The organism is Tenggerimyces flavus (assembly GCF_016907715.1).
In the GTDB taxonomy this organism is placed as follows: Bacteria; Actinomycetota; Actinomycetes; order Propionibacteriales; family Actinopolymorphaceae; genus Tenggerimyces; species Tenggerimyces flavus.
This window is the reverse complement of sequence record NZ_JAFBCM010000001.1, coordinates 1-22580: the sequence shown is the minus strand read 5'-3', so window position 1 is coordinate 22580 and position 22580 is coordinate 1. Positions and strand designations below refer to the sequence as shown.

23 protein-coding genes are annotated in these 22580 nt (G+C 68.2%); 11 read left to right on the top strand and 12 right to left on the bottom strand.

The window, feature by feature from the left end; translation table 11 throughout:
• Positions 1–10: 10 nt before the first annotated feature.
• Entirely contained in the window at positions 11–529 is a 519-nt protein-coding gene (locus JOD67_RS00115; protein ID WP_205113666.1) for an Lrp/AsnC family transcriptional regulator, read from the bottom strand.
• Between the two features lie 157 nt (positions 530–686).
• Between JOD67_RS00115 and JOD67_RS00110 the strand changes: the two genes are divergently transcribed.
• Genes JOD67_RS00110 through JOD67_RS00095 form a run of 4 tightly spaced genes read left to right on the top strand, consistent with a single transcriptional unit; the run spans position 687 to position 4733 of the window.
• A complete protein-coding gene (locus JOD67_RS00110) occupies positions 687–1853 on the top strand; it encodes a polyamine ABC transporter substrate-binding protein (RefSeq protein ID WP_205113664.1) in 1167 nt (388 codons plus the stop codon).
• Between the two features lie 2 nt (positions 1854–1855).
• The gene (locus tag JOD67_RS00105; protein WP_205113662.1) at positions 1856–3022 is read left to right on the top strand and encodes an ABC transporter ATP-binding protein; all 1167 of its coding nucleotides are present in this window, start codon (positions 1856–1858) and stop codon (positions 3020–3022) included.
• Positions 3019–3945 carry an ABC transporter permease gene (locus JOD67_RS00100; RefSeq protein WP_307782216.1) on the top strand — a complete coding sequence of 309 codons (927 nt, stop codon included), beginning with the start codon at positions 3019–3021 and terminating at the stop codon, positions 3943–3945. The genes JOD67_RS00105 and JOD67_RS00100 overlap by 4 nt, the downstream gene beginning before the upstream one ends.
• Entirely contained in the window at positions 3942–4733 is a 792-nt protein-coding gene (locus tag JOD67_RS00095) for an ABC transporter permease (protein ID WP_307782215.1), read from the top strand. The genes JOD67_RS00100 and JOD67_RS00095 overlap by 4 nt, the downstream gene beginning before the upstream one ends.
• 266 nt (positions 4734–4999) lie before the next feature.
• Here JOD67_RS00095 and JOD67_RS00090 read toward each other — a convergent pair whose 3' ends face one another.
• The gene (locus JOD67_RS00090) at positions 5000–6262 is read right to left on the bottom strand and encodes a calpain family cysteine peptidase (RefSeq protein WP_205113660.1); all 1263 of its coding nucleotides are present in this window, start codon (positions 6260–6262) and stop codon (positions 5000–5002) included.
• Positions 6263–6440: 178 nt separating this feature from the next.
• On the opposite strand from JOD67_RS00090, the gene JOD67_RS00085 reads away from it, so the two are divergent.
• Complete coding sequence (locus JOD67_RS00085; protein ID WP_205113658.1) at positions 6441–7805, top strand: aspartate aminotransferase family protein; 1365 nt, start codon at positions 6441–6443, stop codon at positions 7803–7805.
• On the opposite strand, the gene JOD67_RS00080 is transcribed toward JOD67_RS00085, so the two are convergent.
• A complete protein-coding gene (locus JOD67_RS00080) occupies positions 7780–8625 on the bottom strand; it encodes a phosphotransferase family protein (RefSeq protein ID WP_205113655.1) in 846 nt (281 codons plus the stop codon). The genes JOD67_RS00085 and JOD67_RS00080 overlap by 26 nt on opposite strands.
• A gap of 138 nt (positions 8626–8763) precedes the next feature.
• Positions 8764–9369, bottom strand: a complete 606-nt coding sequence (locus JOD67_RS00075; protein ID WP_205113653.1) for a GNAT family N-acetyltransferase — start codon at positions 9367–9369, stop codon at positions 8764–8766.
• 80 nt (positions 9370–9449) lie between these two features.
• On the opposite strand from JOD67_RS00075, the gene JOD67_RS00070 reads away from it, so the two are divergent.
• Entirely contained in the window at positions 9450–10742 is a 1293-nt protein-coding gene (locus tag JOD67_RS00070; RefSeq protein ID WP_205113651.1) for a calpain family cysteine peptidase, read from the top strand.
• 6 nt (positions 10743–10748) lie between these two features.
• On the top strand, positions 10749–11006 hold the full coding sequence (locus JOD67_RS00065) for a hypothetical protein (RefSeq protein ID WP_205113648.1): 258 nt from the start codon (positions 10749–10751) through the stop codon (positions 11004–11006).
• A gap of 1 nt (position 11007) precedes the next feature.
• On the opposite strand, the gene JOD67_RS00060 is transcribed toward JOD67_RS00065, so the two are convergent.
• Positions 11008–11865, bottom strand: a complete 858-nt coding sequence (locus tag JOD67_RS00060; RefSeq protein ID WP_205113646.1) for a PhzF family phenazine biosynthesis protein — start codon at positions 11863–11865, stop codon at positions 11008–11010.
• Between the two features lie 24 nt (positions 11866–11889).
• A complete protein-coding gene (locus tag JOD67_RS00055; RefSeq protein WP_205113644.1) occupies positions 11890–12657 on the bottom strand; it encodes a hypothetical protein in 768 nt (255 codons plus the stop codon).
• Between the two features lie 159 nt (positions 12658–12816).
• Between JOD67_RS00055 and JOD67_RS00050 the strand changes: the two genes are divergently transcribed.
• Together JOD67_RS00050 and JOD67_RS00045 are read left to right on the top strand one after the other, a co-directional pair.
• Positions 12817–14193: an FAD-binding oxidoreductase gene (locus tag JOD67_RS00050; RefSeq protein ID WP_205113642.1), complete on the top strand. Its 1377-nt coding sequence runs from the start codon at positions 12817–12819 to the stop codon at positions 14191–14193.
• Positions 14194–14213: 20 nt separating this feature from the next.
• Positions 14214–15410, top strand: coding sequence for a GNAT family N-acetyltransferase (locus tag JOD67_RS00045; RefSeq protein ID WP_205113640.1), 1197 nt, complete (start codon positions 14214–14216; stop codon positions 15408–15410).
• Positions 15411–15415: 5 nt separating this feature from the next.
• Here JOD67_RS00045 and JOD67_RS00040 read toward each other — a convergent pair whose 3' ends face one another.
• From JOD67_RS00040 to JOD67_RS00015, 6 genes are all read right to left on the bottom strand, one after another.
• On the bottom strand, positions 15416–15874 hold the full coding sequence (locus JOD67_RS00040) for a DUF1707 SHOCT-like domain-containing protein (RefSeq protein ID WP_205113638.1): 459 nt from the start codon (positions 15872–15874) through the stop codon (positions 15416–15418).
• Positions 15875–15953: 79 nt separating this feature from the next.
• Positions 15954–16694, bottom strand: coding sequence for an SDR family NAD(P)-dependent oxidoreductase (locus tag JOD67_RS00035; protein ID WP_205113636.1), 741 nt, complete (start codon positions 16692–16694; stop codon positions 15954–15956).
• A 22-nt stretch (positions 16695–16716) separates the two neighbouring features.
• Positions 16717–18036 (bottom strand): ABC transporter permease, encoded by a 1320-nt coding sequence (locus JOD67_RS00030; RefSeq protein WP_205113633.1) that lies wholly within the window; start codon positions 18034–18036, stop codon positions 16717–16719.
• Positions 18033–18704, bottom strand: coding sequence for an ABC transporter ATP-binding protein (locus JOD67_RS00025; RefSeq protein ID WP_239554271.1), 672 nt, complete (start codon positions 18702–18704; stop codon positions 18033–18035). Before JOD67_RS00025 ends, JOD67_RS00030 begins: the two co-directional genes overlap by 4 nt.
• Positions 18705–18793: 89 nt before the next feature.
• The gene (locus tag JOD67_RS00020; protein WP_205113629.1) at positions 18794–20320 is read right to left on the bottom strand and encodes a peptidoglycan-binding protein; all 1527 of its coding nucleotides are present in this window, start codon (positions 20318–20320) and stop codon (positions 18794–18796) included.
• A gap of 3 nt (positions 20321–20323) precedes the next feature.
• Entirely contained in the window at positions 20324–21484 is a 1161-nt protein-coding gene (locus tag JOD67_RS00015; RefSeq protein ID WP_205113627.1) for a hypothetical protein, read from the bottom strand.
• A gap of 155 nt (positions 21485–21639) precedes the next feature.
• Between JOD67_RS00015 and JOD67_RS00010 the strand changes: the two genes are divergently transcribed.
• On the top strand, positions 21640–22353 hold the full coding sequence (locus JOD67_RS00010) for a response regulator (protein ID WP_307782214.1): 714 nt from the start codon (positions 21640–21642) through the stop codon (positions 22351–22353).
• Positions 22343–22580: hypothetical protein (locus JOD67_RS00005; RefSeq protein ID WP_443734239.1), on the top strand; the 238-nt coding region annotated here is incomplete at its 3' end. The genes JOD67_RS00010 and JOD67_RS00005, both read left to right, overlap by 11 nt.

Genomic DNA, 22580 nt, shown 5'->3' with positions numbered 1-22580 from the left:
GGGGCGTTCGCTACCAGCGGACGCCCCACGAGTACGTCTGCTTCCGCAGCTTGAGATAGACGAACGTCTCGGTGCTGCGTACGCCGGGGATCGCGCGAATCTGGTGTGACAACACCTCGAGCAGGTGGTCGTCGCCCTCGCACAGCACCTCGGCCAGGATGTCGAACGAGCCCGCCGTGATCACGACGTACTCGATTTCCTCCATGTCCGCCAGGCGATCCGCCACCGGCTCGAGCTCGCCCTCGACGCGGATCCCGATCATCGCCTGCCGTGGAAAGCCCAGCTGCAGCGGATCCGTCACCGCGACGATCTGCATCACGCCGTGGTCGAGCAGGCGCTGCACGCGCTGCCGTACCGCGGCCTCGGACAGCCCGACGGCCTTGCCGATCGCCGCGTACGGCCGCCGCCCGTCCTGCTGAAGCTGTTCGATGATCCCCTTCGACACGTCGTCCAGCGGGACGGTCGTGGGTTGCCGATCCGGGCGGGGACGCCGGACTCCGTCGGTTTCGGGCCGTTCAGGGCGCGTCATGCTGCATCCCGGGATGTCGTAGGGATTTCGTCGAAATGAATGATCGCGACAACGGAATCGCTTGTCCAGGCCGAAACTCTCTGTCAGGATCCATGGCGTACGCAGGGAGGAGGGCTCAGCATGAGCGAGCCAGTCGCGCTGAGTGTCGGAGGGTGAGATGACCGACCGCCGACGGTTCTCCAGAAGGCGACTACTTCGTACGACCGGCGCCGCCGCCGCGCTGGCCGCTTTGTCCGGTTGCGGGATCAAGGGCAGCCTGATCGCCGAGGGCAGCTGCGAGAGCACCGACCTGTCCGGCACGGAGAAGCAGGTCGTGTTCTCCAACTGGCCGCAGTACATCGACGTGAGCGAGGACGAGAAGAGCCGTCCGACGCTGGACCGGTTCGTGCAGGAGACCGGGATCCAGGTCAAGTACACCGAGGACGTCAACGACAACTCGCCGTTCTTCAGCAAGATCCGCAACCAGCTCGCCGCCTGCCGGCCGTGTGGGCGGGACCTCTTCGTGCTCACCGACTGGATGGCGGCGCGCGTCGTTCGCTATCGGTGGCTGCAGGAGCTCGACCACGACAAACTGCCGAACGTCAAGGCGCAGTTGATTCCCAGCCTCGAGGCTCCGGGCTGGGATCCCGATCGCAAGTACAGTGTTCCTTGGCAGAGCGGCCTGACTGGCCTTGCGTACAACGCGAAACTCACCAAGGAGATCCGTACGCTCGACGACCTGCTCAACCGGCCGGACCTGAAGGGCCGGGTCACGATGCTCGCCGGCATGCAGGACTCGATGCAGATGGTCCTGATGTCGTTGGGCAAGAACCCGATCGAGGTCTCGCAGGACGACTTCTCCACGGGCATCGAGAAGCTGGAGAAAGCGGTTGCCTCGGGGCAGATCCGGCGTTTCACCGGAAACGACTACACGCAGGATCTCGCGAACGGCGACGTCGCCGCGTGCATGGCCTGGTCCGGCGACGTGATCCAGCTGCAGTTCGAGAACCCGGACATCAAGTTCGTCGTTCCCGAAGAGGGGTTGGGGATCTGGAGCGACAACGCGATGATCCCGAACAAGGCTTCGCACAAGGCGAACGCGGAGCTGTTGCTGAACTACTACTACGAGCCGGAGGTCGCGGCCGAGGTCGCGGCGTGGGTCAACTACATCTGCCCCGTCGAGGGCGCGCGTGCGGCGATGGAGAAGATCGATCCCGAGCTCGTCGACAACCCGCTGATCTTCCCGGACGACGCCTTGCTGAAGAAGGCGGTCGGGCTGATGAATCTGACCGAGACCCAGGAGCGGAACTTCGAGATCCAGTTCCAGCAGGTGATTGGAGCATGACGATGGCTGATCCGGAGCAGGCTGCCGCCGATGACCTTCACCTGGTCGGGGTCACGAAGTCGTTCGGCAGCTTCACCGCCGTTGACAACCTCGACTTGACAGTGCCAGCGGGGTCGTTCTTCGCGCTGCTCGGGCCATCTGGGTGCGGGAAGACGACGACGTTGCGGATGATCGCGGGGTTGGAGGAGCCATCTCGGGGCGAGATTCGGCTCGGGTCGTCGTCGATCACCGGGCTGCGCCCGTACAAGCGGCCGGTCAACACGGTCTTCCAGAACTACGCGCTGTTTCCGCACCTGGACATCTTCGAGAACGTGGCTTTCGGGTTGCGGCGTCGTGGGGTGAAGGACGTCCGCGCGAAGGTCTCGGAGATGCTCGATCTGGTGGAGCTCGGTTCGTTTGCCCGCCGGCGGCCTGCTCAGCTGTCGGGTGGCCAGCAGCAGCGGGTGGCGTTGGCGCGGGCGTTGATCAACCGGCCGCAGGTGTTGCTGCTCGACGAGCCGTTGGGTGCGTTGGATCTGAAGCTGCGGCGGCAGATGCAGATCGAGCTGAAGCGGATCCAGACCGAGGTCGGGATCACGTTCGTGCACGTGACGCACGACCAGGAAGAGGCCATGACGATGGCCGACACGATCGCGGTGATGAACAGCGGTGTGATCGACCAGCTCGGTGCTCCGGCTGGGCTCTACGAGAACCCGCGGACGACGTACGTGGCGAACTTCCTCGGGCAGTCCAACCTCGTGCGGGCTCGGGTGACGCGCCGTACGTCGGATCTGCTGGCGGTGGACGCGCATGGGTCGCGGCTGACGGCGCCTGCCGCGCGGGTGCATACGCGGTCGGACGAGGTGTGGATCGGGGTGCGGCCGGAGAAGGTCTTCCTGTCGCGGGCGGGGACCGAGGCTCGTAGCGGTGCGAACCTGCTTGCTGGCGGGATCGTTCGGGACGTGTGCTTCGTGGGGGTGTCGACGCAGTACTTCGTCGCGATGCCCTGGGGGCAGGAACTGGTGGTCTTCGAGCAGAACACGGGGGCTCGGGACGTACTGACGAGTGGGACTCTGGTGGACCTGCACTGGGCTTCGGCGCACTCGTTCCTGCTCGACGCGGCGCAGGACTCGTCGGCCGGTGTGGAACGCGAGGAGGAGCCCGCTTCCGCTGTGGGGGTTTCGTCGTGAGCGCTCTCGCTCGGCCTGGTGGAGGGCCGCTGACTGCTTCTGCTCCGGTCTCTCCGCCGGGTTTGGAGGGGGCCCGGCGGGGGCGGCGGCGGATCGGGTACCTGTTGCTGTTGCCGGGGGCCTTGTGGCTGCTGGTGTTCTTCGTCGTTCCGATGGTGCAGCTGGCGGGGGCTTCGCTGTACGATCCGGCGGGGTCGTTGGAGCTCGGGTATCGGGTGGCGTTCGCTTTCTCCAACTATGGCGACGTTTTCGGGCAGTACGGGCCGCACCTGTTGCGCTCGTTCCTGTACGGCGGGGTGGCGACGTTGCTGGCGCTGCTGCTCGGGTATCCGTTGGCGTACGCGATCGCGTTCAAGGCCGGGCGGTGGCGGAACATCCTGCTGGTGTTGGTGATCGCACCGTTCTTCACGAGCTTCCTGGTGCGGACGCTGGCGTGGAAGTCGATCCTGTCGGACAACGGCTTCATCGTCTCCGTGCTGCGCGACATCGGTCTGTTGGGGTCGAACGGGCGGCTGCTGGCGACGTCGTTCGCTGTGGTGACGGGTTTGACGTACAACTTCCTGCCGTTCATGACGCTGCCTTTGTATGCCAGCTTGGAGAAGATCGACCGGCGGTTGCTGGAGGCGGCTTCGGACCTGTACGCGAGCGCGTGGACGACGTTCCGGCGAGTGACGCTGCCGCTGTCGATGCCGGGCGTGGTGGCGGGGACGTTGCTGACGTTCATCCCGGCGACGGGCGACTATGTCAATGCGCAGTTGCTGGGGACGCCGAACCAGTACATGGTCGGGAACGTGATCGACGGGCTGCTGTTGCAGGTGCGAGACTACGCGCACGCGCCGGCCCTGTCGTTCGTGCTGATGGCGTCGATTCTCGTGCTGGTGTTGCTGTATGTGCGGCGGGCGGGGACGGAGGAGCTGCTGTGAGATGGCTTCGCTCGCACCTGGTGCTCCTCTTTGCGCTGCTGGTGTTGCTGTATATGTTCCTGCCGATCTTCGTGGTGGTGTTGTTCTCGTTCAACCGGCCGTCGTCGCGGTTGGCGTACGAGTTCAACGCGTTCACGTTGGACAACTGGCTGCACCCGTGCGGGGCGCCGGACATGTGCCAGACGGTCTTGACGTCGTTGCAGATCGGCTTCTTGGCGACGCTGGTGGCGACCGGACTGGGGTCCTTGATGGCCTTCGCGTTGGTGCGGCATCGCTTCCGGGGGCGGTCCGGGACGTCGCTGCTGATCTTCCTGCCGATGGCCACACCGGAAGTCGTCCTGGGCTCGTCTTTGCTCACCCTGTTCGTAGCCTCGGGGGTGTCCCTGGGCTTCTGGACGATCTTCATCACCCACGTGATGTTCTGCCTGTCGTTCGTGGTGGTGACCGTCAAGGCCCGCTTGGCAGGCCTGGACTCGCGGCTGGAACAGGCAGCGATGGACCTCTACGCGAACGAGTGGCAGACGTTCCGCTTGGTCACGTTGCCGTTGGTGTTGCCCGGCATCGTCTCCGCGGCGATGCTCTCGTTCTCACTGTCGTTCGACGACTTCATCATCACGAACTTCAACTCAGGTCAGACCGTGACGTTCCCCATGTTCGTGTGGGGAGCAGCCCAGCGAGGCATCCCACCCCAGGTAAACGTCATCGGCACAGCCATGTTCCTCATAGCCCTGCTCCTAGTAGCCATCCCCGAACTCACCCGCCGCCGACGAGCTATCCAACCCGCGTAAGAGTCGCCACTTTGCCTCGTTCCACTGTCGTGGGCTCGAGGACCTCACTCACCGTCCACGTTGTTCCGGCGAACTCGACGGAGTCTCCCTCGAAGACACTGACGAGCTGAGCGCGACCGCCGTCAGAGATCTGCAGCTGCAGGACCCAACGTCCCTGCTCGTCAACGTAGCTATGGCCAGATATCCCCGCCTCGTCGACGCGCTCGAGCATCCGCTTCATCAGAATCAGACTCGCCGGGAGACCTTCGCTCATCCTTGCTCACTTCTCACTTGAGGGTTGTATAGAAACCGCCGCGGGAGCCATCCGGGTAGATGTTGCGGAAATACTCGCAGAACGTCTTGACGTCCATGGGGTCCGGGCTGAAGTCGTCTCCCCACGGATTCCTCAGCTTGATCTTGCCGTCCGAGACGTCGGTCACCTCGTACACATGCCCGAACTCATGGCCGGCGAAGGGGATCGGCTCGTTTGACTTGTCCCCCCTCGAGCCGACGAGGACGGGCTTTCCATCGTCGAGTTGGTCGCGGAACTCGTCCAGCAATGCTTGCTCGCCGTTGTGAATGCTGGGGATCGGACGTACCTCAGCCTCTTCACCAGTCAGCTCGGTGAGCAGATCGGCCCGCATCAGGGACGTCGACCCGACGTTGAGACGGTCGTAGCCGGTCGGTGGGTCGTTGGGCGCCGGTCCCTCGTGGGCCTTTAGCCGTTGCTTGTCGACACCGTCTCGGGCACCCATCGCCCAGTCCTGGTTCCACAGCATCTGACGGACCGGACCCCAGGTCTGGTCCTGGCCGGCGAGCGCCTTCTCCACCAGGGCGGGCCACGCGCAGATCTCCGGCTTGGCGGCGGCGGGCGGCGCGCCGGAACGATCGAGGCGAACAGGCAACTCGTCGTTGACCCGATACGTGACCGTGTCGCCCGTCGGTCGTGCGACTGGATCCCCGGGTGTCGCGGGTGAGACCCGATGAAGAGTGACCTCATACGTCCGCTCGCCCACCTGGCTGACCGCATCGCGGATCAGCTCCGGCCGATGCCCAGCGACCGCGCCAAGGGTGGCGAGGACGCCGCAGTCGCCGACCGTTCCTTGCCGCACGTCGTCTCGGGATGCCGGACCGTCGAAGAGTGGGATCGGACTCTTCGCGTCTCGGACCAGATAGCGGTCGTAGACCGTGTTGGGCAGGTCTGTGTAGTAGTTCTTCGTGTAGGGCGGCCGCTGGATCTCGTGGACCTCGCGAGGATCGTCGGCCTCGGCCAGCTTCTCGGCGTCGGAGCCGCCGCCGAAGCGGTCGGTGATGGCTTGTTTGATGCGGTTGCCCATGGCCATCAGGCCGGGGCGTTCGAAGGTCTGCGTCTCCGTTGGCAGGTCGCGGCGGGGTGGGGGCGCGTGGTCTGAGGGCTCGTAGGACTTGCGCTCGCCGGTGCGTAGCTCGGCTAGGGACTCGAGCTGCTTGAACTCCGCGGACTCTGGGCGTGGGCGGTCGGCGCCTGGACTGGGGTCGGGCGAGTCCGGATGGCCGCGCAGTTCGCTCACTTGTCCAGAATGGCATGATCCGCGTCCGCGCCGCCGCGGCTGTCCACAGCACTGACAGCCGACAGGGTATGGAATCGGTCGCCCGCAGCGCTGAAGGCGACCGATATCGCGACCCTCGGCGCCGGAAGGCCACGGATTCCCTTGCCGCCCTCGCTCGACCTGAGGCACACTGACCGACATGTCCCACGAAGACCTGCAGCAGTCCGCCCGCGATCACCTCTGGATGCACTTCACCCGCATGGGTCCCTACCAGGACGCCGACATCCCCGTGATCGTCCGCGGCGAGGGTCCGTACATCTGGGACAGCAACGGCAAGCGCTACCTCGACGGGCTCGCCGGCCTGTTCACCGTCCAGGTCGGGCACGGCCGCGCCGAGCTCGCGCAGGCCGCCGCCAAGCAGGCGGCTGAGCTCGCGTACTTCCCGCTCTGGTCGTACGCCCACCCCAGCGCCATCGAGCTCGCCGAGCGCATCGCCGCGTACGCGCCGGGCGACCTCAACCGCGTGTTCTTCACCAGCGGCGGCGGCGAAGCGGTCGAGAGCGCGTGGAAGCTCGCCAAGCAGTACTACAAGCTCACCGGCCGGCCGACGAAGCACAAGGTCATCAGCCGTTCGATCGCCTACCACGGCACCACGCACGGCGCGCTCTCGATCACTGGGCTGCCCGGCCTGAAGGCGCCGTACGAGCCGCTCGTCCCCAGCACGTCCCACGTCGCGAACACCAACCTCTACCGCGCCCCGATCCACGCCGACGACCCCGTCGCGTTCGGGCGCTGGGCCGCAGACCAGATCGGCGTCGCGATCGAGAACGAGGGCGCGGATACTGTAGCCGCTGTATTTTTGGAGCCAGTACAAAATGCGGGTGGCTGTTTCCCGCCGCCGCCCGGGTATTTCGAACGGGTACGCGAGATCTGCGACGAGAACGACGTCCTGCTCGTCTCTGACGAGGTGATCTGCGCGTTCGGCCGGCTGGGCGAGATCTTCGGATCGACGCGGTACGGGTACCAGCCGGACATCATCACCTGCGCGAAGGGCATCACGTCCGGCTACTCGCCGCTCGGCGCGATGATCGCGACCGACCGTCTGATGGAGCCGTTCCTCAAGGGGCACACGAGCTTCGTGCACGGCTACACCTTCGGCGGGCATCCCGTCTCGACCGCGGTGGGGCTGGCGAACCTCGACGTCTTCGAACGCGAGCAGCTGCCGCAGCATGTGCGGGCGAACGAGGACGCGTTCCGTTCGACGCTGGAGAAGCTGTACGACCTGCCGATCGTCGGCGACGTCCGCGGGGCCGGGTACTTCTACGGCATCGAGCTGGTGAAGGACAAGGCGACGAAGGAGACGTTCAACGACGAGGAGTCCGAGCGCCTGCTGCGCGGATACCTGTCGAAGGCCATCTTCGAAGCCGGCCTGTACTGCCGCGCCGACGACCGCGGCGACCCCGTGATCCAGCTGTCCCCGCCGTTGATCTGCGACCAGTCGCACTTCGACGAGATGGAACAGATCCTCCGCGAGGCCCTCACCCAAGCCTGGAAGCAGCTCTGAGGACGACGGCCTCGAGCTGGTTCGGGGCCGGCGCGCCGAGTTGGTCGGTCAGGAACCCCAACCAGCTCGGGCCGAACGACATCAGCGCTCGCAGGTCGGCGTTTGGATCGATGCGTACGCCGGCCTCGGCTTCGTAGCGACGGAGGAACGTGTCGGCCGCGTCCGCTGAGACGAGTACGGCCAGCGAGGCGCGGCACAGCCCGACGTCCGTCTCGCGCCTCCCGCTTCCGGTGTAGGTCCAGTCGACGACGCCGGTGAGATCGTCGTTGCGCCAGAGGGTGTTGAGGAGCTGGTAGTCGCCGTGGACGAGGACCGGCGCTGACTCGTCGAGTTCTGTCGCCAGCGTTTGCTTGACGGTCTCGGCGAGAGCGGGGTCGCGGATCCACCCGTCGACCCGTCGCTCGTCGAACCCATGCGGATCGGTCGCCGCGAGGCCGGTGGGATCGAGGTCGTGAACGTGCGCGAGCGTCGTCGCCAACTCGGCGATGTTCGGGGATCGAAGCAGCTGGCGGCCAGGGAGGGCGGTCATCAACAGGCACGGCTCACCCGCCACCTCACCGGAGTCCGCCGCGACGAGCACTGGCGCCGGAACGCCCCGCCCGGCAAGAGCCCGCAGGCCGGTCGCCTCGCGAGCCACGAGCTCCCGCCCCCACCGACGATCGCCCCACCGCCTGAGCACGACGTCGACAGCGCCAACGGAGAGACGATCGATGTCAGCCGTCAGGCCGCCCGTCAGCCGCTCGACGGCGTGGATCGACCCGACAATCCCCTCAGCCCACGCCCGAACCCGTTCCGACAAGGGCCGCCAAGTACTCTCCACGCCCCAGCCCTATCACCGCTGTCCACAGCCCCGCGACTGCCTTGCCGGCTAGCGAGCGGATCGTGCCATTCTGGGCTTGGTGGACGCGATCCCGGAGCGGGCGACACCGCCGGCGACGGTCATCGGGCACAGCTCTGATCAAGCCTCGATCGTGAGGTTCGCCAGGTCGAAGACGGGCACGACGCCGAGCTTGGTTGCGAGGTGACGTGAGGGCGTGTTGCTGTCGCGGTGGCTGTAGAACGCGATTCTCCCTTCGCCGGTGACCTCCGCGGCCCACGCGCGGGTGGCCAGAGTCGCGTATCCGTGGCCGCGTGAGTCCTCGCTGGTCCGTACCCACAGCTCGGCAGCCTCCTCGTTCGAACGCGACGAACTCGCCCATGACACCTGGCGGCCGCTGACCACGACGGCGTACTGCTCGCGCCCCTGGCGAACCACTGCGGGATCCGGGGCTGACACAACGTGCGGAAACACGTAGGTGCTGTAGATCTCCACCCGCGTCGGGCGACCTCCGCCGATCGTCGCCGCCGCGGACTCCTGATCGTCGAAGGCGTGCGCGGGCTCCAGGCCCACGACGTCGGCGCCGCCGGCAAGGGCCATCGCGTAGCCGTCACGGAACCGGACCACCGTGCAGGTGGCGATGGGATCAGGTTCGTCGCCGTCGATCCTGACCATCCGACCAGTCCTGTCGAGCGCCTTGCATTCCAGCCGAAGCTGCGCCTCCCACAACCGCCGAGCCTCGTCCATAGGCGCAAGCTCTACCAGGGCTGTCCACAGCCGCGCGAAGGGTTTGCGTGGTGAAGAGCGGACCGTGCCATTCTGGGCGGGTGAGCGAGCTGCGGGGGCAGGTGGACAAGTCGGAGACTCCGGCCGAGGGCGAGCCGGCGCGCTCGGAGTCGGCCGAGTTCGGTCGCCTGGAAGCGCTGGCCGAGCTGCGTTCCGGGGACCGAAAGGCTTACGACCCGTCCGAGCAGGTCGGGCCGGGGAGGGTAGAGCGGCCGCAGCCCGAGGTCGTCCAACCCATCCGCCCAGAGCTCGCGGCGCTGAGTGGCCGAGTCGCCGACCAGGCCGCTCGTCGGTTCGGCGGCAAGGACGACGTAGCCGGCAATCCCGCTGGCGGTGCGCCGGATGCCGGGGCGCCGGGCAAGGACGGGCCGCGCGAGGTCCGCGAGGTCCGCGAGCCGCCGCTCACGCAGCGGTACTTCCAGGCGCTTCCCGAGGCCACGTACGAGCGCTACCTCGTCCGCGACCAGGACAAGCCGATCCCCGCCTTCGACGGCGAGCCCACCCGCAAGGACGTCGCGCAGGGACGCATCGGCGACTGCGGCGTGCTCGCCACCTTCGGCGCCGTTGCCGGGCATCGACCGGGCGACATCGAACGCGCGATCAAGCAGGTGGGCGAGGGCGAGTACGAGGTCACCGTGCACGAGATCAAGCCGGCCAGCCACCTCGATCCGGTCGCGAGGCCGACGGGTAACACGAGAACGATCCGCCTGTCCGACGAGCTTCCCGTCCGCGAAGACCACCCCGCCCGAGACCTGGTCGGCGCGAAGGCCGAAGTCGTGGCCTGGCCGGCCCTGCTGGAGAAGGCCATCGCCGCGCAAGATCAAACCTGGGACGCCAGCCAGAAGGCGCGCTGGGATCACACCTGGCGCACCGACCGGAAGGGCGACATCGACGCCCAGCGAGCGAAGCAGAACATCGACCCCACCCCCGACGACGGACCCACCGGCTACGACCGCCTCCAGGCGGGCTCCACGCCCCGCGACCGAGCGGACCTCCTCGCGACGCTCACCGGGCAGGAGGCCGAGGTACGGAAGCTGCCGAGCGACAATCACACGCTCCTCACCGAGCTCCGCACGAAACTCGAAGAGGGCAAGCCGATTCTCGTCAACACCCGAAGTCCGCTGGAGCATGAGCCGGCGCCATTCAGCCCGTCGGTGTTCGCGTTCCGGCACGTCTATGAGGTCACGAGCGTCGATGGCGACAAGATCCGCCTGCGGAACCCGTGGGGTGAGGGTCACGACCCGCCGGCGATGGAGGCGCGGACCTTCCTCGAGCTCGTCCAGCGGTATAACCCTGATGGCACACGCAACGGCTCCTACACGACTTTGAGGTAGACGACCATGACCGAGCTTCCGCAGACCATCGAGATCGTCCACGGGGTTCTCGAGCACGTCGGCGATGCGTACGTCGCGGGCCATCGCTATGTCGACGAGAGCGGGCGTCGGGTTCTTCAGCTCGGGCTGGGGGATGAGTCAGGCGATCGCGACGTGTCGGTCGTGGAGGGCGACACCTTCGAGTTCGCGGGTGCGACGTGGAAGGTGTCGAGCGTGTACGAGCCGGCCGCTGGCGACCGTTTGGCCAGGGTCGTCAGGGTCTAGCTCAGGGGATGCGGATGGTGCCTCGGGCTATGGGGACTACTTGGCCGGTGACTGTGGTGCGGGTGGCCAGGCCGTTCTCTGCTTCTACTGTGCAGCAGAGCAGGGAGGGGCGGCCCATTTCGGCTCCTTGGTCGATGCCGTACGGCGTTTCGCCGGACGGGGGCACGAGGCCGGAGGCGACCAGGTAGACGCCGAAGGCTAGGGCGCTGGAGCCGGTGGCGGGGTCTTCGAGGACGCCGTGGCCGGGGTCGAACATGCGGGCGTGGGAGCGGCGGGCTTCGGCGTTCCAGGAGAAGACCGTCACCCGCGGGACGTCGTGCTCACGCGAGGCCGCCAGATCGAGAACAGCGCGCGAGACGGACGACGGCGATACGGACAGGAAGGTGTGGGGGATTCCCGCCGAGGTCGTACGTGGCGCTGGCCCCACGAAGTCCGATTCCATAAGCCCCACGACGGAAAGCAGTGGCGAAGGTGAGAGTTCAGGCCCCACGGACACCGGGCCACCGCTCAACGTCGCCTGGTTCCCCAACACCTCCATGGGAATCAGTCCCGCCCCGCACTCCTGCACCCGCGTCCCGTGCTCGAGAAGGCCCAGCCGCGCCAACGTCACGGCGCAACCCACGCACGGGTGCCCCGCGAACGGCAACTCCGCGGCAGGCGTGAAGATCCGCACCCGATAGTCAGCGCCCGCCACAGTAGGACGCAGCGGAAAGACCGTCTCGGACAGGTTGAACTCCCGCGCCAATGTCTGGAGCTGCGAGCCAGACAGGGAGTCAGCACCCAACACCACAGCGAGCGGATTGCCCGCAAATGCCTGATCTGTAAAGACATCCACGATCTCGTACGTCAACTCGGCCATGCCGCAGAGCGTACGGACTGGTCACTACGCGCTCGGACGCGCACCTGTGAGAAGCGCATGCGGGAGCCGCCCACCAAGAGGCACCACCGACACGTCCAGCAACCCCGCCAGGTGCAGCCACCGCCGGTACGCCGCCACCGGATGCAGTCGGCCCCCGGCAGTCCGCACGGCCAACGACAGCTCGTACAAAGCCAGAGACATCGGCGGAGCGGACGAAGAAGAAGGCAGCACATCCACGATCGCCAACCGCCCACCAAGCCGCAGAGCGGGAGCCAACCGTGCCACCAACCGCAGGTTCTCCGGCTCCGTCTGCAGGTGACACACGTTGTCGACCAGGATCAGATCGTACGAATCAGGCGCGGCGGCGACCGAAGGGGTGGACACCTCCAGCAACCGGTCGCCCGGACGGGCAAGCAGGCCCCGCGCGCGAGTGACGGCTCCCGAGTCCAAAGAGGCGAAGTCGTACGGGTCCGTGGGCAACCCGTTCTGCCCCAACTGCCGCGGCAACCGCCGCCACACGTCGAGCAGCCGGTGCACGGCGGGCATCCCCGCCACCGCCGGGCGGAACCGGTCCGGCGGTACGTGCACCACCACCCCGATCGACACCAGCGCCACCACCAACGCATGGGCCTGCCGCTCAGGAAGCTCACACGAAAGCGCGACCTCGGCAGGCGTCGCCGCGCCCTCCGCCAGCCGGGCCAGAACGCCGAGCTGGACCGCGCTGTCCAGCACCGCGGCCGTCCCCACGGCGTCGTGCAGAGCTGCGAACGTCTCGGGATGCGGCTCACTCATAAGGCGCATCATCGGTGCGCGAACGGGCCAAGCGGCATCGGTGGAATTGCGTACAACAGCCCCCGGACACCCTCCGTGATTACGTAGAACCGCCGATGGCGACCAACCACACGACCTACGATCCTGAGGGGAGTCGACCAAGAGGGGGAACGCGAAACCATGACTGTCAAAGAAGAAGAGCTGCGCGCAGCCGCGAACGGGTTCGCCGGAGAGCTGGTCTTCGCCAGCGATCCCGCGTACGACGAGGTCCGCAAGGTCTGGAACGGAGCCATCGACCGGCGCCCCGCGCTCATCGCCCGCTGCACCACGCCCGACGACGTCGCCGCGGCCCTCCGCCTCGCCAGGGCAAACGACCTGCCGATCGCCATCCGCGGCGGCGGACACAGCATCCCCGGCCTGTCCGTGGTCGACGACGGCGTCGTGGTCGACCTCAGCCTGATGCGCAAGGTCGTCGTCGACGCCGAGCGCAAGATCGCCGTCGCCGAAGGCGGCGCGCTGCTCGCCGACCTCGACGGCGCCACGGCGGCGCACGGCCTGCAGACCACCGGCGGCCTGGTCTCCCACACCGGCATCGCCGGCCTGACGCTCGGCGGCGGCATGGGCTGGCTCGCCCGCAAGCATGGCCTGGCCTGCGACAACCTGCTCGAGGTCGAGCTCGTCACCGCCGAGGGCAAGCTCGTCACGGCCAACAAGGACGAGAACCCCGACCTGTTCTGGGCCGTCCGCGGCGGCGGGGGCAACTTCGGCGTCGTCACGAAGTTCACCTACCAGCTGCACGAGCTCGGCCCCGTGGTCTTCGCGGGCTCGGCGATGTACGACGGCAAGGACGCGCCCGCGCTGTTCCGGCACTACCTCGAGTTCGGCAAGACCGCTCCGGACGAGGTCGGCCAGGTCCTGGTCTTCAGCACCGCGCCGCCCGCGCCGTTCGTCCCCGAGCACCTCCAGGGCAAGCCGATCGTGATCCTCGCCGCCTGCTACGCCGGTCCCGCCGACGAGGGCGAGCGCGTGCTGGCGCCGCTGCGCGAGAACGGCGTCACGCCGTTCATGGACATGTTCCAGGCGATGCCGTACCCGGTCCTGCAGCAGACGATCGACCCGATGTCCGAGCACGGCGTCGGGCGCTACCTCAAGGCCTCGCTGCACGAGACCATCGACGACGCGACGATCGACATGCTGATCGACCACAAGCTGACCGCGCCCACGCCGTTCGCCATGGTGATGCTCACCGCGGTCGGCGGCGCGATCTCGCGCGTCCCGGTCGAAGCGACGGCGTACGCGCCGCGGTCGGCGAGCTGGGCGATCGAGTTCCACGCCGACTGGCACCCCGGCCAGGACCCCACCCCCGCCCGCGACTGGGCGAGAGGCGGCGCGGAGAAGCTGCCGGCGCCGGTCGTCGGGACGTACGTCAACTTCCTCACCGACGAGGGCGCGCAGACCGCGTACCCGACCGAGACCTACGTGCGGCTGCAGCAGGTCAAGAAGGCGTGGGACCCCGACAACGTCTTCCGCCTGAACCAGAACGTCGTGCCCGCGTAGGCCCCCGCTACTGTCTCTGGGTGAGCAACGACCCGAACGTTGACATCCGGCACGTCGACGCGGAGGAGTGGCATTCGCTGTCGGTCCTCCTGCACGGCTACGCATTCGGCGAATCGCCAACCGCACCGGATCAATCGGACAGTTGGCGCGAAGGCGAGAAGTACCGCGAGGACAACACGAGGCTCGCGGCCTTCGTGAAGGGCGAGCCGGCGGCAGCTGTCGTCGGCATGCCCATGCGGCAGAACCTCCGCGGCCTCGTCGTGCCGATGCTCGGCGTCAGCGGCGTCGCGACGCATCCGGCCGCGCGGCGCCAGGGGCACGTACGGAAGTTGCTCACCCAACTGCACGGCGAGCTGCGCGACTCGGGCCACGTGACGAGCACGCTGTACCCGTTCAGCGAGTCGTTCTACGAGCGGTTCGGGTACGTCGGCTTCCCAAAGGCGCGCTCGATCCGGCTCCGGACGGACGGCCTGCAGCCGTTGCTGAAGCGCGAGCTGCCGGGCGAGATCACGTTCCACCGGATCGGGGCGGCGTTCGACGAGTACTACGCGGCGACCGAGCTGCTGCTCGGCGAACGACATGGCTTCGGTCGGCGCGGCCGCAAGAGCGCCCAGCAGCTCGGCGACGACGACAAGGAATGGCTCGTGTTCGCCCGGCACGAGGGCGAGGTCGTCGGGGTGTTCCGGTACCGCACGCTCGGGCACGGCGCCACGATCGCGGGCCGCGAGTTCCTGTACCGCACCCCGGTCGGGCGAGCCCTGCTGCTGCAGTGGCTGGCGCGGCACCTGGAGTTCGACTCGTTCACGTTCACGCTGCCGCCGGACGACCGACCCGACGTCTGGTACACCGACCTCGCGTACGCCGACGAGACCCGGATCCAGGCGCCGTCGATGAGCGCGCCGATGGGGCGGGTGCTCTCGGTGCCGGGACTGTCCGGGATGTCGGCGGGCTCGGCCTCGATCACGGTCAAGATCGACGACGACCCGTTCGTCGGAGGGACGTGGACGCTGTCCGGGACTGGCGGCGTGCTCGACGTCAAGGAAGGCGGTACGCCGAGCGCGCAGCTGACCTCGCACGGGCTCGCGGCGCTGGTGTACGGCGTCCTCGACCCGGTCGACCTGCCGCTGCGCGGGTACGGCGAGGTTTCGAACGAGGCCGCCGCCACGCTACGGACGCTGTTCCCGGCGGCGACCCCGTTCCTGTTCGAGCAGTTCTAGCCGGCTCAGGACGACGCGGCGGCACGAGGCGGGCCCCAGTTCCGCCAGCGGTTGCGCCGGCCGCGGATGGCGGCGTGGACCAGCAGGCTCACGCCCATCCAGAACATCGGGAAGATCGGCCAGAAGAACGGCACGTCCATCGCCGACCAGCGGACGATCAGCAGCACCGACCACACCGCGACGATCGCGCCGTGGATGGCGAGGCCGAGCGGGACGCGGCCGATCATGCGCGGCGGTTTGCGGTCCGCCGACTGCGGCGCTTCCGGCGTGGGTGCTTCGGACGGGAGATCCGACGTGAGCTGAGCCAGCTCGTGGCGGAACTTGGTGGCGAACAGCTGCTCGAGGCGTTCGTCGGCCTCCTCCATGGTCAGCCGGCCCTCGGCCGTCGCGGCCTGGATGGCGGACGCGACCTTGTCTCGTTCGCTGTCCGATGCCCGGATCCCGGGCTGGTCTGGTGTGGTCATGTCCGTCATCGTGCCGCCGCGGCGGCGCCGGGACGTCGGCCAGAGAACGGCACCTGTCGTACGTCAGCGGACGTACGGCTCACCTGGTCGTCTGCGCGCCGCCGTTCACGTTCAGCACCTGCGCGCTGAGGTGCCGGCCGCCGGGAGAGGCGAGGAAGAAGATCGTCTCCGCGACGTCGTCGGGCTCGCCGGCGCGGCCGTTCTTGGTCGCCGCGATCAGCGTCTCGCGGCGCTGGGCGGTCATCCGGTCGCGGAAGAACTCCGTCTCGCCGATGTAGCCCGGAGAGACGACGTTCGCGGTGATGCCGCGCTCGCCGAGGACGCCGGCGACGTAGACGTTCCAGGAGGCGAGCGCGGCCTTGGCCGCCCCGTACGAACCGGCGCCCTTGTCCGCGGCGATCGAGCCGATCGAGACCACCGCGCCGTTGTCGGCGAGCTTGTCCGCGAGTGCCTCGGTGGTGAGGACGGCGGTGAGAACGTTCGCTCGGAAGTTCGTCAGCCAGGTCTCCGCGAGTGCCTCGAGCCCCTCGCCGTCAGCGGCGTCGAAGTCGGTGTTGCCGCCCGCGTTGTTGACCAGAACGTCTACCGTGTCGGGCAGCTGGGCGACCAGGGCCCGCAGCTGCTCGGCCGACGACGAGTCGCAGAGCACCGACTCGACGGTCCCCGTCGCGCCCGCCTTGAGCGCGAGCGCGACGGTCTCCGCCAATGGCTCCGGCCGCCGCCCGGTCACGTAGACGTCGTCTCCAGCCGCCGCGAAGCGCAGAGCCGTCGCGCGCCCGATCCCGGTCCCACCGCCGGTCACCACCACAGTCCTCGTCATGCGCCCCACCCTACGGGCGGCTTTACACTCCGGCCCGGAGTGCCGCGATGGGCTCGGTGGCCGACGCCTTCCACGCGGGGTACGTGCCCGCGAGCAGCCCGATCGCGGCGCCCAGCAGCGGCGCGGCGATCGCCAGCCGCGGATCGAGCAGCGGCGTCCAGTCGCGGAACGCCGACACCGTCACGGTGACGAGCACCCCCGCCGCCGTACCGATCAGCCCACCCAGCAAGCCCATCAGCACCGACTCGACCAGGAACTGTGCCGCGATGTGTCTTCGCGCCGCTCCGATCGCCCGGCGCAGACCGATCTCGCCGACGCGTTCCAGCACCGACAACAACGTGACGTTCGCGATCCCCAGCCCGCCGACTACCAGGGCCACCGCGCCGAGCACGAGGAACAGCGCGTTCACGTCCGCCTTCACGTCGTCGCGCACCGCGCCGGGCTTCGGCGGCGCGTCGACCTCCAACGAGGCGGGCTTGTTCGGGTCGACCGCGATCGCCGCCTGCCGCGCGATCAGCTGGGCCGCGCCGATCGCCGTACGAACCTCCAACGACGTAGGGGTTTCCAGCCCGTACAGCTTCTGCGCCGTCCCGTTCGGCACGATGATCGAGTCGAGCAGGTCGGTGCGTCCGCTCACCGAGTCGATGATGCCGATCACCGCGAACGGCTGGTCCCCGACGAAGATCGTCGGCTGGTTGTCCACGCGGGTGATCCCGAGCTGTTTGGCCGCGTACTTGCCCAGCAGCGCGACCGGGTCGCCGCGCTTGTCGTGCCCCTCGTCGAAGAACCGGCCGCCCTGCAGCTTCGCGTGCACGGCGTCGAACGTCCCACCCGACGAGGCGAGCATCGGTACGTCCTGCTTGTCGTCGCTCTTCGGGTCGACGAACGGCAGGCTCCGCGTCAGCTCGCCGTCGAGATTGACCTCACTCACCGTGCCGGACGCGGCCACGCCGTTCAGCCGCTTCACCCGCTCCGGCGCGTCCCATGGCAGCTTGCCGGCCGCCTGCGTCTGACCGTCCGGCCCGCTCTGCTCACCCGGCTTCACCACGATCCGCGTCGCCGCGGCCGCGTCGAACCGGCCCTGGATCTGCCCCGCCGCGGTCTGCCCGACGGCCATCGTCGCCACCAGCGCGGCGATGCCGAGCACCGTGCCGACCGTGGTGAGGATGAGCCGCGCCGGCCTGGCCGCGATGCCCGACAGCGCCTCGTCGAACAGGTCCCGCATCGACAGCCGGCTGGACTTCGTCCCGCTTGCGTTGGCGAACCTCGCTCGCAGCCAGCCGAACGGCCGCGGCAACCGGCGCTTGCGTTCGCCCCCGACCTTGAACCCGAACTGGCTCATCCGACTGCCCCTCCGACCGCTTCGGTGAGTTGACCGTCGACGATCCGCACCCGACGGCGGGCGTGGTTGCTCACCCCGACGTCGTGGGTGATGACCGCGATCGTGATGCCGTCGCGATGCAGCTCGTCGAACACGGCGAGGATCGCCTCCGCGTTCTGGCTGTCCAGGTTGCCGGTCGGCTCGTCGGCGAGCAGCAGGCTGGGTCGCGAGACGAGCGCACGAGCGATCGCCACCCGCTGCCGTTCGCCACCGGACAACGTGGTCGGCTCGAAGTCCATCCGATGCCCCAGCCCGACCCGTTCCAGCGCGGTCCGGGCGCGGTCCAGCCGCTCCTTCCGCCCGACGCGCGAGTAGAGCATCGAGAGCGCGACGTTCTCCAACACCGTGCGATGCGCGAGCAGGTGAAAGGCCTGGAAGACAAAGCCGATCCGCTCGCCGCGCAGCGAGGCGCGCTGCCGTTCGGACAGCGTGCTCACGTCGACGCCGTCGAGCCGGTACGTCCCCGAGGACGGGCGATCCAGCAGCCCCAACAGGTGCAGCAACGTGGACTTGCCGGAGCCGGAGGGACCGACGATCGAGATGTAGTCACCGCTCTCGATCGTCAGGTCCACCGCGCGTACGGCCTGGACCTCGGGTGGGCCGGGGAACGACCTGCTGACCTCGACCATCTCCACGACCGCCGATTGCCGTGGACCGGTCTTCTCGCGGATCAGCAGGTCGCTCCCCGCGCCCTGGTACGCGACCTCGTCGTGTGTGCTCATCGACCCACCACGACGAGGTCGCCCTCTTTCAGGCTCCCTTGCAGCGGCCTGATCTCGGCATACCCGTCGGCCGCGAGGCCCACGGACACGCGGAGCTCCTCGGCCGTTCCGTCCGCGCGCTTGACCTGCACGCGCGACCCCCCGTCCGGCCGCGCGGACAGTGCCGCGACCGGAACGACCAGGACGTCACCCTTGGTGCTGTTCACCGGGATCGTCACCTTGACGTTGGCCTGGCGCAGCAGCTCCACCTGCGTCGGGTTGAGCTTGCCGGGCTTGAGCACGACGTCGAACCCGGACGCCTCGCCGTCCCCTCCGTCGCCGCCATCGCCCCCGTCACCGCCGTCCCCACCATCGCCCTCGTCGCCGCTGTCGCCGTTGTCGGTGCTCTCGGCTTCCCTGATGGTCGAGATGGTCGCGGGGAGGTCCTCGTCGCCGAGCCCGAGCGTCGCCTTCATGCCGACCTTCAACAACGCGCGGGTCTCCGCGTCGACGTTCGCGGTGAGAACGAGCGTCGCCCCGCTGACCGACATGAGCGACTCGCCGACCGCCTGGCCGACCTTCGCGGTCACCTTGTCGACCCGACGGGGCAGGCTCGGAACGAAGACGACTTCCGCGGCAGGCAACGGAGTTCCCGCCGCTTCCTCGGCCCCGTCAAGCGCGTCTTGCGCCTCCTCCAACGCGTCGGTGGCGGAGTTGTACGCGGCCCGTTCGCTCGAGACGTCCTTCGGCTTCAGCAGGTCCCGCAGCTGGGCTTTCGCCAACCGCAGCGCGTCTTCGGCGTCGGCGATCGCGGTGGCGTCCCCGGCCCTCTTCGCCGCGCTCAGGGCCCGCTTCGCCTGGTCGACCGCGTTCTGGGCTTGCACCTTCTCGCCCTCGGTCGGCCCCTTCTGCGCCGCCCGGAGTGCCGAACGCGCGCCGTTCACCGCTTCCTGCGCGCCCTTCACGGTCTGCTTGGCGGTGTCGACGGCGGCCGTGGTCTGCTCGTCCGCGGCGGGCGGCTCGTACCCCGCCCGCCGGAACAGCTCGGCGACCGCGCGTCCCGTGGCGGCGGTGTACTTCTTGTCGACCGTGCCCGGATCCCGCCCGAGCTGGTCGAGCAGTTTCTCCAGCTGCTGAACGTCCGGCCCCGACATGCCCGGCCGCAGCGACCGGTACATCGGCAGCGCTCCGACCAACGCGAGTACCGGACGGCCGGTCACCTCGAGCACGACCTGACCGGTCCTGATCTCCGAGCCCACCGCGGGAACGCGACCGGTGACGATCGGCTGGCTCGCGCCCTCGCCGCCACCGGCCTCGATCTTCAGGTCGACGCTGCCGGCGTACGAGGCGTCCGCCCGGGTGACGACCTGGCTCTTCAGCGTGCGTTTCTCCACGGGGACGGTGATGTCCGACGCCTTCGGCGGCGCGGTCTTCGCCGCCGCGTCGGCGGGGGACTCCATGCGCGAGCCGGCGAACAGGCCGACTCCGAGCGACGCTACCGCTGCCCCCGCGGTGATGAGCAACGTACGTCTACGTGTCCGCATCGGTCAGCCGACTCCGCCCGTGACGTTCATGCCCATCTCCGCCATCATGTCGCGGTACTGTTCGAGCTGAGTCTTGTGCTGCTCGAGGAACTCCTTCTCGAGCTCGATCTGTACTTCCTTGGCAGCCTTGACGAACGTCTTCTGCTGGCACTCGTAGTCGATCGGAGCGAGCTTCAGCTCGAGCTCGCGAATCTCCTTGCGCTTGGCGGCATCGAGCTTCATCGGCATCGGCTTCGCCGCGGGCGCGCTGCTCTCGCCCTCGCCGCCACCGTCGGCCGGCTTGGAGGCGTCGGAGAACTTGTCCCACACCGAGGACTGGGCGTCCTGGGGCTTCTTGAAGTCCGGGTAGCCCTGGTCGGCCATGCAGTCCGACCACGCCGTCGTCGCGTCCTTGACGCGCTGGTCGTTCTCCATCCGCTTCCGCAGCGCCTCGAGGTCCTTGAACAGCGAGTCGAACTTCTTCCACGCGTTCTCGTCGAACTGCTTCTGCTTGCCGTACACCTTCTCCGAGGCCTTGCCGTAGCAGCCGGGGTCCGCCTCCATGTCCTTGCGGCTCGGCTTGCTCGACTTGGTCGTCGAGCCGCTTCCGGAGTCCACCACGACGCCGGCAGCGGCCGCGCCGTACAGCGCCTTGTCGTACGCCTTCTGCGCCTGCGAGCTCAGCTTCTCGCGGATCTTCTGGTTCGGGTCCGTCGACGCCTCGTCGCTCGGCATCAGGTGGTCGAGGGTGGCGACCCCGTAGCCGTACTTCTTCGCGAACTCGTCCGGCGGCAGGGAGTACGCCTCTTCGAACGCCTTGCCGACGTCGTCCTTCGGGATGTTCGCGACGTAGTCGAAGCCGGCGTCCTTCATGCAGGCAACGACTTCCGCCTCGACCTTGCGCTGCTTGGCCTTTTGTTCGGCCTCGTTGTCCTCGTTGCCGCCGGCGCGGACGGCGCGCATCATCGTGCCGCCACTCCCGAGGCCGCTCCCGCCCGGCCCGAGGTACGGCTCCAGCGGGGTCTTCTCGGCGGCCTCGCCGTTCTTGGCGCCGGATCCGGAGTCGGAGCCGCTGCCGTCCGGGCTCTGACCGCCACAGGAGCTGAGAACGAGGGCGGCGCCGACGATGGCACTGATCCCCCATAGACAAGCGCGCAGTGATGCCGTGGGTCGACGTGTGATCATGGCAGGCATCGTGGTGGAACCCGTGTCAAGATCTGATGAAGATCCGGTCAGGTCACCGTTCTGGCTCTTTCGTTGCCGTTTCGGTACGTAGCGGCGCAGGTCACCGGCGGTTGTCTTCATCGCTTCTTGACCGGATCAAGGCATACTCCCGAGATGTGGGAGCGCGCATTCTGGTCGCGGAGGACGACGTCAAGCAGGCGGAGCTCGTCCGGCGATACCTCGAACGAGAGGGCCACTCGACCGTGGTCGTGCACGACGGTCGTGCCGCGATCGACGAGTCGCGCCGGCGCCGGCCGGACCTGCTCGTGCTCGACATCATGATGCCCGGCGTCGACGGCCTCGACGTGTGCCGCGTGCTCCGGGCGGACAGCGACGTACCGATCATCATGCTCACCGCGCGTTCGACCGAGGACGACCTGTTGCTGGGGCTGGACCTCGGCGCGGACGACTACCTCACCAAGCCGTACAGCCCGCGCGAGCTCGTCGCCCGGGTGCGGTCGGTGCTGCGCCGCAGCGCGGCCCGCAGTCGGACGAACGGCGACGTCTATCGCGTGGGTGGATTGGTGATCGACTCGATCCAGCACGAGGTCAAGCTGGACGGGGAACTCGTCGAGACCACGCCCGCGGAGTTCAAGATCCTCGCCTGCCTCGCGGCCTCGCCCGGCCGGGCGTTCACCCGGCAGCACCTGCTGGAGGAGGCGTTCGGGTTCGAGCACTACGCGCTGGATCGGACGGTGGACGTGCACGTTCTCAACCTGCGCAAGAAGTTGGAGGTGCTGCCGTCCCGGCCGCGGTACCTCCTCACGGTGTACGGCGTCGGCTACAAGCTGGCGCCCACGTTCCAGGAGGCCGCCGACGATGCGTCGTAGCCTGTTGCTCCGGTTGCTCGGACTGTCCCTCGCGGTCGCGGCCTGCGCGGTCGCGGCCACGGCGTGGCTCACCACGCAGAGTACGAGCAGCGCGCTGCGCGGCGAGTTCGCGCGCACGATCGACGCGGACACGTTCGTCTACAGCTCGCTGCTCGACTACGCCGGCGAGCACAAGTCCTGGGGCGAGGTCGACAAGACGATCGAGGAACTCGCCCGGCGTACCGACC

What these genes read in the sequence shown, in the direction of transcription:
- JOD67_RS00115 (WP_205113666.1), bottom strand. Translation starts at nt 529, where the DNA reads ATGACGCGCCCTGAACGGCCCGAAACCGACGGAGTCCGGCGTCCCCGC.
- JOD67_RS00110 (WP_205113664.1), top strand. Translation starts at nt 687, where the DNA reads ATGACCGACCGCCGACGGTTCTCCAGAAGGCGACTACTTCGTACGACC.
- JOD67_RS00105 (WP_205113662.1), top strand. Translation starts at nt 1,856, where the DNA reads ATGGCTGATCCGGAGCAGGCTGCCGCCGATGACCTTCACCTGGTCGGG.
- JOD67_RS00085 (WP_205113658.1), top strand. Translation starts at nt 6,441, where the DNA reads ATGTCCCACGAAGACCTGCAGCAGTCCGCCCGCGATCACCTCTGGATG.
- JOD67_RS00075 (WP_205113653.1), bottom strand. Translation starts at nt 9,369, where the DNA reads ATGGACGAGGCTCGGCGGTTGTGGGAGGCGCAGCTTCGGCTGGAATGC.
- JOD67_RS00065 (WP_205113648.1), top strand. Translation starts at nt 10,749, where the DNA reads ATGACCGAGCTTCCGCAGACCATCGAGATCGTCCACGGGGTTCTCGAG.
- JOD67_RS00060 (WP_205113646.1), bottom strand. Translation starts at nt 11,865, where the DNA reads ATGGCCGAGTTGACGTACGAGATCGTGGATGTCTTTACAGATCAGGCA.
- JOD67_RS00055 (WP_205113644.1), bottom strand. Translation starts at nt 12,657, where the DNA reads ATGAGTGAGCCGCATCCCGAGACGTTCGCAGCTCTGCACGACGCCGTG.
- JOD67_RS00050 (WP_205113642.1), top strand. Translation starts at nt 12,817, where the DNA reads ATGACTGTCAAAGAAGAAGAGCTGCGCGCAGCCGCGAACGGGTTCGCC.
- JOD67_RS00040 (WP_205113638.1), bottom strand. Translation starts at nt 15,874, where the DNA reads ATGACCACACCAGACCAGCCCGGGATCCGGGCATCGGACAGCGAACGA.
- JOD67_RS00035 (WP_205113636.1), bottom strand. Translation starts at nt 16,694, where the DNA reads ATGACGAGGACTGTGGTGGTGACCGGCGGTGGGACCGGGATCGGGCGC.
- JOD67_RS00030 (WP_205113633.1), bottom strand. Translation starts at nt 18,036, where the DNA reads ATGAGCCAGTTCGGGTTCAAGGTCGGGGGCGAACGCAAGCGCCGGTTG.
- JOD67_RS00025 (WP_239554271.1), bottom strand. Translation starts at nt 18,704, where the DNA reads ATGGTCGAGGTCAGCAGGTCGTTCCCCGGCCCACCCGAGGTCCAGGCC.
- JOD67_RS00020 (WP_205113629.1), bottom strand. Translation starts at nt 20,320, where the DNA reads ATGCGGACACGTAGACGTACGTTGCTCATCACCGCGGGGGCAGCGGTA.
- JOD67_RS00015 (WP_205113627.1), bottom strand. Translation starts at nt 21,484, where the DNA reads ATGATCACACGTCGACCCACGGCATCACTGCGCGCTTGTCTATGGGGG.